The following is a 7,921-nucleotide window of genomic DNA, read 5'->3' as shown; positions in this document are numbered from 1 at the left end:
GGTGCCTCCGCGGGCCAGGTGCGGTCGTCCCCGAAGGCCTTGCCCGGGGTGATGGCGCCGGCGCTGACCTGGGTGGCGCGGCCGTTCTGCCCGAGTGGACCGGGATGCCCTTGGTGTCGCGGCCCGTGGTCTCGAAGGGCGTGCCGACCGAGACGCTCTTGTAGAAGGACGCGGCCTCGGCGGTGCTCATGCCGATGCAGCCGGAGCTCTTGTTGGCGCGGCCGAAGTACGCGCCGTTCCAGGGCGCGGCGTGGGCGTACATGCCCGACCAGGTCAGCCGCATCGAGTAGTCGACCATCTTGTTGTAGGCGTCGCCCAGGCCGACGGTCTCGGAGTTCATGTTGATGGTGCCCTCCTTGGAGATGAGCACCGTTGTTCCGCCCCAGGACCGCTTCTCGCCGCCGGGGGTGCCGCCGGAGACCGGGATCGTACGGACGGGGCTGCCGTTGCGCTCCAGGACGAGCTTCTTCTTGTTCAGGTCGACCTTGACGACCTCCGCGGCGCCGATGGTGAACTTCATCGCGTAGTCGCGGGCGAACATCCGGGTTTCGGAGGTGGCGATGCCGTTGAGCGGGGCGTCCAGGGTGACCTGGGTGCCGGGCTTCCAGTACGCCTTGGGCCGCCAGTCGATGCGGTCCTTGCCGTCGTAGTGCTTCAGCCAGCCCCAGGAGCCCTCGGTGTTGTTGGAGGTGGTGACCTTGAGGGCCTTCTCCACCTCGGCCCGGTCGGCGACCGGGTAGTCGAAGACGAGGGAGATCGGCTGGCCGATGCCGACCGTGGAGTTCTTCAGGGGCCAGAAGGTGACGAGGTTCTTCTTCTCGGCCTTGGCGGTGCTGAAGGACGCCTTGGCGCTGCCCGTGGTGCCGCCGTCGGTCTTGGTGGCCGCGGTGACCTGGTAGGAGACATCGGCGCCCGCCTTGCGGTCCGACGTCCAGACGGTGTCGCCGGCCGACAGCTTTCCGGTGACGGAGCCGCCCTTGCCGTCGCTGACCTGTACGGAGGTCAGCTTGCCGCCCTGGGCGGTGACCTTGATGGGCTGGCCGGCCTTCACCCCTTCTCCGCTGGGGGTGACCGATACCGTCGCCGGCTTGTCCGCGGCCTTGGCGGAGCCCGACTTGCCGTCACCGCCCGAACCCGATCCGTCGGAGGAGCAGCCGGTCAGTGCGAGAGGGGCGAGCACGGCGGCCGCCACCGCGAGACGCGTTGCCTGGTGACGAACAGGGCGCGCGGATATCGGGCGCAACGGGTCCTCCGTGGGGAGCGGGGATTCATGACCACCGGCGCGGGGCCGGCGGAGCGGGCGAATCCGGGGTTCGGCGGATGTCGGTGTCGTCCGCCCCGGTGGCGCGTGCGGGGCGGGCCGGCGGCAGGTACGGCCGCAACACCCGTCCACCGCTCAAGCGTTCCAGGGGGACATCCCTGACTCTAACGCCGAAAAGCACCAGGTGAACGACCTGGGCCCGATGTAACGAGCACTGATGAAGAACGGTCATCGTTCCGTCACATTCCTCGCGCGGTGCGGTCATGGACCGCTGTGAGCATCCTTCGCGTCCCGCCGGTGGGCGGGGCCCAGGACGACCAGCGGAAGGCGGCTCACACTGTGTCAGCGCTTCTTGTGACAGGCCGGGGCGGACTGCAGGACTCCGGAAACCCGCGCACCCGGCTCGCTCCCGTGGACGCGGCGGTCTACCGGGCGTTCCTCGCCTCCGGGCGCGGTGCGGCGCTGGGTGCCGCCTTTCTCCAGTGCCCCTCCTGGGCCGAGGTGAAGGAGGGGTGGCGCTCCCTGCTGCTGGGCTGGGGGCCGGATCCGTCGGCGGGCGCCGCGGGGCTGACCGGGGTCGCCCTGGTGCTGCTGCGGCAGCTGCCCGGGACCCGCCGCTCCTTCGCCTATCTGCCTGAGGGGCCGGTCGCGGACTGGTCGGACCCGGAGCCGGACTCCTGGCTCGACCCGCTGCTGGAACATCTGCGCGGGGCGGGGGTCTTCGCCGTACGCATCGGTCCTTCGCCCGCGTACCGGACCTGGAGCGGCCCGGCCCTGAAGGCAGGTGCCGGGGCCGGGCGGAAGCTCGCCGACGTACTCGACTGCGAGGTCGACCCGCTGGGTACGGCGGTGGCGGAGCGGCTGCGCGCCCGGGGCTGGCGCCGCTGCGGAGGGGCCGAGGACGGCGACGCCCAGCCCCGCCATGTCTTCCGGGTGCCGCTGGCCGGGCGTTCGCCGGAGGAGGTCTGGGACGGGCTGAACCAGGAGTGGCGGCGCAATGTGCGGCGGGCCCGCCGGGAGGGGGTGGAGGTGGTCGTCGGCAGCGCTGCCGAGCTGCCCCACTTCTTCGAACTGCTGGGGGTGACCGAGCGGCGCGACGGCTTCCGGCTGGGCCGGGCCCTGGCGTACTACCAGCGCCAGTACGCGGCGCTGAACGCCGAGGAGCCGGGCCGGATGAAGCTCTATCTGGCCCGCCACCGGGGCGAAATCCTCGCGGCGCACACCCTGGTGACCGTCGGACGGCGGGTCTGGTACCAGACGGGCGCCTCCGCCGACCACCGCCGCGAGGTCCGCCCCTCCAACGCCCTCCAGTGGCGGATGCTGATGGACGCCCATGCATCCGGCGCACAGGTGTACGACATGCGCGGGGTACCCTCCACACTCGACCCCTCGGACCGTTCCTACGGGCTTCTGCGCTGGAAGCTCGGCACCGGGGGGCAGGTCGTGGAAACGCTGGGGGAATGGGAGAAACCGCTGGGCGGGGCCGCCAACCAGACGCTGTACCGGGCGTTCCAGGCATATCTGGCGCGCCGGTGAGCCCGGCGCCCGCCGCCGCGCCCGCGCCACCGGATCCGGCGGGCGGGCAGCAGGACGGTAAGGGGGAGCCGAAGGCCCCGTCGGTGGCGCGCAGCGGGGCCCTGATGGCGGCCGGGTCGATGGTTTCCCGGGCCACCGGCTTCGTGCGCTCGGCGGTTGTCGCCGCGGCGCTGGGCATCGGGCTGACCGCCGACGGTTACGCGGTGGCCAACGCCGTACCGATGATCCTCTATATGCTGCTGGTCGGCGGGGCGCTGAACGCGGTCTTCGTACCGGAGCTGGTCCGGGCCGCCAAGGAGCACGCGGACGGCGGCATCGCGTACACCCAGCGGCTGCTGACGGTGTGCGCCGTCGCCCTGCTGGTGATCACGGGCGCCGCGGTCGCCGCCGCCCCGCAGATCGTGGCGGTGTACACGGGCTACAGCGGCGCGCAGGCGGAGATGACGGTGGCCTTCGCCCGTTACTGCCTGCCGCAGATCTTCTTCCTCGGGCTGTTCACGGTGCTCGGGCAGGTGCTGAACGCGCGCGGCCGGTTCGGCGCGATGATGTGGACCCCCGTCCTCAACAACCTCGTCGTCATCTCCGTGTTCGGGCTGTACCTGCTGACCGGCGACGGCGGCACGCTCAGCGCCGCGGAGCGGGCCCTGCTGGGCTGGGGCACCACGGCCGGTATCGCGCTCCAGGCGCTGGCGCTCGCCCCGTCGCTGCGCCGGGCGGGTTTCCGCTGGCGGCCGCGGTTCGACTGGCGGGGCAGCGGGCTGACGCGGCCGCTGCGCGCGGCGGGCTGGCTGGTGCTGCTGGTGCTCTCCAACCAGGCGGCCTACTGGGTGGTGACCCGGCTGGCGACGATGGCCGGACGCCGCGCGGCGGAGCAGGGCATCGACGGCGGCGCCGGCTTCAGCGCGTACACCAACGCCTATACGCTCTGGGCGGTCCCGCACGGCATCATCACGGTCTCCCTGGTCACCGCGCTGCTGCCGCGGATGAGCCGGGCGGCCGCCGACGGCGACCCGGCGGCAGTGCGCCGCGATGTCTCCTACGCGCTGCGGACCAGCGCGTCGATGATCGTGCCGGCCGCCTGTGCCCTGCTGGCGCTGGCTCATCCCGTGATGACCGTGGTGTACGGCTACGGGCAGACCGATCCCGGCGATGTGGCGCTGATGGCGGGCATCCTGATGGCCTTCGCCCCGGGGCTGGTCGCCTTCTCCGGCCAGTACGTGCTCTCCCGGGCCTTCTACGCACTCTCCGACACCCGGACGCCGTTCCTGCTCAATCTGGTGATCGTGGCGGTGAACGCGGGGCTCGCGGTGGTGGCGTATCTGCTGCTTCCGGCCCGGTGGGTGGTCACCGGTCTGGCCGGTGCGTACTCGGCGGCGCTGCTGGCGGGCTGGGTGGTGACCGCGCTGGTGCTGCGGCGCAGGCTGCTGACGCCGTCGGCCGTGGTGCCGGGGCAGCGCGGACGGCACTCCCGCCGGTCCCGGCGAGGCCGTCCGGAGCCGCTGCGGCGCTCGGCCTCCGCCGGGGCGGTCGGCCGGCTGCTGGTGGCTGCGGTACCGGCCGCGGGCCTCGGGTATCCGACGGCACGGCTGGTGCAGGACGCGGCCGGGGCGCCCCTCGCGGGCCTCGCCGGCGGCGTGGTGATCGGCACGGTCTTTGTGGCGCTGGCCCGGCCGCTGCGGCTCACCGAACTCGACGCCGCCGTCTCCGGCGCCGTACGACGACTGCGCAGACGGCCCGCGCGCGGCTGACCGCGCCCGGACGGACCGAAAGAGAGTTGTGATGCCACGCGTACTGCTCATCGAGGACGATCCGTCGGTCCGCGAGGGGGTGGAGCTGGGGCTGCGGCGGCGCGGCCACGAGGTCGGGACGGCCGCCACCGGGGAGGAAGGGCTGGCCGCCCTGCCGGAGTTCCGGCCGGATCTGGTGCTGCTGGACCTGATGCTGCCCGGGGTCAACGGGGTGGAGGTATGCCGCCGGATCCGGGCGGCCGGACAGTTGCCGATCATCATGCTGACGGCCCGCGGCGACGATTTCGACATCGTCATCGGGCTGGAGGCGGGCGCCGACGACTACATCGTCAAACCGGCCCGCCCCGAGGTGATCGAGGCCCGGATCCGGGCGGTGCTGCGGCGGATCGAGGCGCCGGGCGCCGGGCGTCCGGCGGTCGAACGCCATGGCGAGCTGACGCTCGACCGCGCCGGGCTGACCGTCGCCAAAGCGGGGCGTCCGCTGGAGCTGGCACCGTCCGAACTGAAGCTGCTGCTGCACCTGAGCGCGGCGCCGGAGCAGGTGTTCAGCCGTCAGCAGTTGCTGGAGCATGTGTGGGAGCACAGCTTCCACGGGGACGCCCGGCTGGTGGACGCGTGTGTACGGCGGCTCCGCAACAAGATAGAGGATCTGCCGGGGGCGCCCCGCTACATCCAGACGCTGCGGGGCTTCGGCTACCGCTTCGGCCCGCTGTGAGCGGTCCCGCGGCACGGCTGCGGCGGCGCGCCCGGAAGACGGCGGACGGCCCGGAGCCCGCGGCGGAATCCGCGGCGGTACGGAACCGGGCAGGGCGGTTGCGCGCGGGACACCGGCGTGCGGAACGGTCCGGCGGGCGCCGGTTCCGGGCCCGGCTCGGGCTGCGGACCCGGCTGGTGTTCGCCTTCCTGTTCGTGGCGCTCGTCACCGCGGGCTCCACCGCCGCGCTCACCTACCGCGAGGCCCGCAACTCGGTGCTGCACGCGACGCAGGACACCGCCGTGGCCTCGTTCCGCGACCATATCGGCCGGCATCCCTCCCTGCTGCCCGTGCAGCCCGGCGAGCTCCAGAAGTACCTCCAGGAGCTGGCCGCGCTGGGCAAGCCCCGGCCATGGCACGTCTTCGCCGAGTACGGGACGAACGTCCGGGTCTCCTCGGGCACCAGCCCGGTGTCCACCGTGGTCACCCCCGAGCTGCGCAAGCGGGTCAAGAGCCTTCCGTACGGCGCGTTCCAGCGGGTAGTCAAGGACGGCCGGCCGTATCTGGCGGTCGGCATGCCCGTGCTGCTGAAGGCCCAGCCCGGTATGACGCTCGACTCGGGTCTGGTGCTCTACGCCGTCCTGGCGCTGGACGAAGAACGGATGCAGATCGAAGCGCTCGTCACGGCCGCCCGCAACGGAGCCGTACCGGGTCTGGCGGTCGCGCTCGTACCGGCGCTGCTGGCGGCCCGGAGTGTGCTGCGCCCGGTACGGGAGCTGCGGCGGGCCGCTCTGAGCATGGGCAGCGGACGGCTCGATGCCCGGATCACGGTCCGGGGGCGGGACGAGCTGTCCGATCTCGCCCGGACATTCAACGAGACGGCGGCCGGGCTGGAGCGTTCGGTGACGGAGCTGCGGGAGGCCGAGGAACGGGCCCGCCGGTTCGCCTCCGACGTCTCCCACGAGCTGCGCACCCCGCTGGCGGGGATGCTGGCGGTCACGGAGGTCCTGGACGAGGACGCCGCCGCGCTCGACCCGGACACCGCCCGCGCGGTCCGGCTGATCAGCACCGAGACGGGGAAGCTGGCCGTCCTGGTGGAGGATCTGATGGAGATCTCCCGCTTCGACGCCCGGGCCGCCGAACTCAACTCGGACGAGGTCGACGTCGCCGAGGCCATCCGCCGGACCCTGGCGAACCGGCACTGGACCGGGCAGGTCGGCACCCGGCTCCCGGACGGGATCCGGGCCCGGCTGGACCCGCGCCGGTTCGATGTGGTGACGGCGAACCTGGTGGGCAACGCACTGCGGCACGGCGGGGACCCGGTGACGGTGACCCTGCGCCGCGACACCGCGGACGACGGTACGCCGTCGCTGGTCGTGGAGGTCGCCGACGGCGGGCCGGGAATACCGCCGGCCGTCCTGCCGCGGGTCTTCGACCGGTTCTTCAAGGCGGACGCGGCCCGGACCAGATCGGCGGGCAGCGGGCTGGGCCTGGCGATCACCGCGGAGAACGTACGGCTGCACGGGGGCACGATCGGCGCGGCGAACGGGACCGGCGGCCGGGGCGCCGTCTTCACCGTCGTGATGCCGCTCGACGGAGGGCCGCGGGAGCGGTCCCGGGAGGCGGAGTAATGGGAGCCGCCGGATCGCGGGGGCGGGCCGGGCGGCGGGCGGGGGCTCTGGCGCTGACCGCCGCTCTGTTGTCGGGGTGCGGTATCACCGCGACCGACCCCATCGAGTCGGGCGGCCCGGGGACGATCCCCTGGGCGGGGAGCGACCAGTGGCTGCTGGTCTTCCTGGAGTCGGAGGACAAGGCACTGGTCCCGGTCTACCGGGCGCGCCCGTCGAAGGAGCGGCTGATCCTGCCCAACGCACCGGTCGAGGCGGCTCTGCGCGCCCTGTCCGCGGGCCCCACCGCAATGGAGCGCGGCACGGGACTGCGCAGCGAGATACCCGAGGTGCAGCACGACAAGCTGATGGCAGCGCTGATGGACAAACGGATCGTGGTCAAGATTCCGTTCGAGATCGCCGGCCTCTCCGACACCGCGGTCTGGCAGGTGATCTGTACCGCCGCGTACGCCGTGGATACCAGCGGCTGGACCGAGGTGATACTCGCGGGCAGCGACGGTTATACCGCTCCTGCCATGTGCGACGCACATGTCGATTTCGTCCGGTCGGGAAAGCGGCCCGAACTGTCGCCGGTGCCGCCGGTGGAACTCAGGGGAGGCACCGGCGGCACCGCATGGCGGAAGGAGTCAGAGTCCGCCGGTGTAGAGCAGCCGGTTGGGTGAGGTCTTGCTGACGGTCAGGATGTCCTTGGTGGACTGGAGCGACAGCCAGTTCGCGATCTGCTCTGGGGCGGCGCCCGGGTTGGCGGCCTTGTAGAGCAGGGCGACTCCGGCGACATGAGGGCTGGCCATCGACGTACCGTCGAGCGCGGTGCTGCCGCCGCCCAGCTTGGCCGACATGACGGCTTTACCGGGCGCGTAGAGCCACAGGCACGGGCCGAAGTTGCTGAAGTCGGTCTCGGCGTCCAGGTGGTCGGTGGCGCCGACGGTCACCGTACGGGGGGCGCTCGCGGGTGAGACCTGGCAGGCGTCGCGGCCGTCGTTCCAGGGCTGGAAGGACACACGGTGGGGCGGCTGACCGGCGGAGATCCGTCCTTGCTGCGGCGGATCAACTC

At 72.5% G+C, this 7,921-nt stretch carries 7 protein-coding genes; 5 read left to right on the top strand and 2 right to left on the bottom strand.

The window, feature by feature from the left end; translation table 11 throughout:
• The coding region (locus ACWDR0_RS34110) for an Ig-like domain-containing protein (protein ID WP_456355717.1) at positions 1-1,180 on the bottom strand (1,180 nt) is incomplete at its 3' end.
• A gap of 420 nt (positions 1,181-1,600) precedes the next feature.
• On the opposite strand from ACWDR0_RS34110, the gene ACWDR0_RS34105 reads away from it, so the two are divergent.
• Genes ACWDR0_RS34105 through ACWDR0_RS34085 form a run of 5 tightly spaced genes read left to right on the top strand, consistent with a single transcriptional unit; the run spans position 1,601 to position 7,529 of the window.
• Positions 1,601-2,797 carry a lipid II:glycine glycyltransferase FemX gene (locus ACWDR0_RS34105; protein ID WP_456355716.1) on the top strand — a complete coding sequence of 399 codons (1,197 nt, stop codon included), beginning with the start codon at positions 1,601-1,603 and terminating at the stop codon, positions 2,795-2,797.
• Positions 2,722-4,545: a murein biosynthesis integral membrane protein MurJ gene (gene murJ / locus ACWDR0_RS34100; RefSeq protein WP_456355715.1), complete on the top strand. Its 1,824-nt coding sequence runs from the start codon at positions 2,722-2,724 to the stop codon at positions 4,543-4,545. The genes ACWDR0_RS34105 and murJ overlap by 76 nt, the downstream gene beginning before the upstream one ends.
• A gap of 31 nt (positions 4,546-4,576) precedes the next feature.
• Complete coding sequence (locus ACWDR0_RS34095) at positions 4,577-5,260, top strand: response regulator (protein WP_456355714.1); 684 nt, start codon at positions 4,577-4,579, stop codon at positions 5,258-5,260.
• The gene (locus tag ACWDR0_RS34090) at positions 5,257-6,870 is read left to right on the top strand and encodes an ATP-binding protein (protein WP_456355713.1); all 1,614 of its coding nucleotides are present in this window, start codon (positions 5,257-5,259) and stop codon (positions 6,868-6,870) included. The genes ACWDR0_RS34095 and ACWDR0_RS34090 overlap by 4 nt, the downstream gene beginning before the upstream one ends.
• Positions 6,870-7,529: a hypothetical protein gene (locus ACWDR0_RS34085; protein ID WP_456355712.1), complete on the top strand. Its 660-nt coding sequence runs from the start codon at positions 6,870-6,872 to the stop codon at positions 7,527-7,529. The genes ACWDR0_RS34090 and ACWDR0_RS34085 overlap by 1 nt, the downstream gene beginning before the upstream one ends.
• Here the strand turns inward: ACWDR0_RS34085 and ACWDR0_RS34080 are convergent.
• The coding region (locus ACWDR0_RS34080) for a S8 family serine peptidase (protein ID WP_456355711.1) at positions 7,494-7,921 on the bottom strand (428 nt) is incomplete at its 5' end. The genes ACWDR0_RS34085 and ACWDR0_RS34080 overlap by 36 nt on opposite strands.

This window comes from Streptomyces sp. NPDC003691 (assembly GCF_053981115.1).
The sequence above is the reverse complement of the archived record's forward strand: the minus strand, read 5'-3'. Positions and strand labels throughout refer to the sequence as shown.

Bases quoted from the DNA above. Each gene is read 5' to 3' on its own strand.
- ACWDR0_RS34085 (WP_456355712.1), top strand. From the start codon at position 6,870: ATGGGAGCCGCCGGATCGCGGGGGCGGGCCGGGCGGCGGGCGGGGGCT.
- murJ (WP_456355715.1), top strand. From the start codon at position 2,722: ATGGGAGAAACCGCTGGGCGGGGCCGCCAACCAGACGCTGTACCGGGC.
- ACWDR0_RS34095 (WP_456355714.1), top strand. From the start codon at position 4,577: ATGCCACGCGTACTGCTCATCGAGGACGATCCGTCGGTCCGCGAGGGG.